Origin of the sequence: Pseudoalteromonas sp. NBT06-2 (genome assembly GCF_002276045.1) — a bacterium.
Lineage (GTDB): Bacteria > Pseudomonadota > Gammaproteobacteria > Enterobacterales > Alteromonadaceae > Pseudoalteromonas.
Genome location: NZ_NQMR01000101.1, coordinates 1 through 277 on the forward strand (window position 1 = coordinate 1; position 277 = coordinate 277).

The 277-nt window shown below is 39.0% G+C and carries 1 protein-coding gene; it reads left to right on the top strand.

Going from position 1 to position 277, the window contains the following annotated elements:
* A partial coding sequence (locus CJF42_RS17720) for a reverse transcriptase domain-containing protein (RefSeq protein WP_252097651.1) occupies positions 1 to 277 on the top strand: 277 nt, incomplete at both ends.

A 277-nucleotide genomic window follows, 5' to 3' on the forward strand; every position in this document is an offset into this window, starting at 1 on the left:
CGATCAAGAAATGATGAAGCGAGTGCACGGAATAGTGCGTTATGCGGATGACATTTTGATATTCTGTACCTCAAAATCTGGCGTGGAAAACGCATTGAAAGTAGCGAGCCATATCTTAGAAGAAACGCTGAAACTTAAGGTGAATGAGCGTAAAACCCATATAGCACATAGCGATACGGGCATAAAATTCTTGGGTGTAGTGATTAACACAAATCATACAAGCATCCAAGAGAAGAAGCTTAAAGCATTTAAAATGAAAGTTAAGCAACTCACCAAA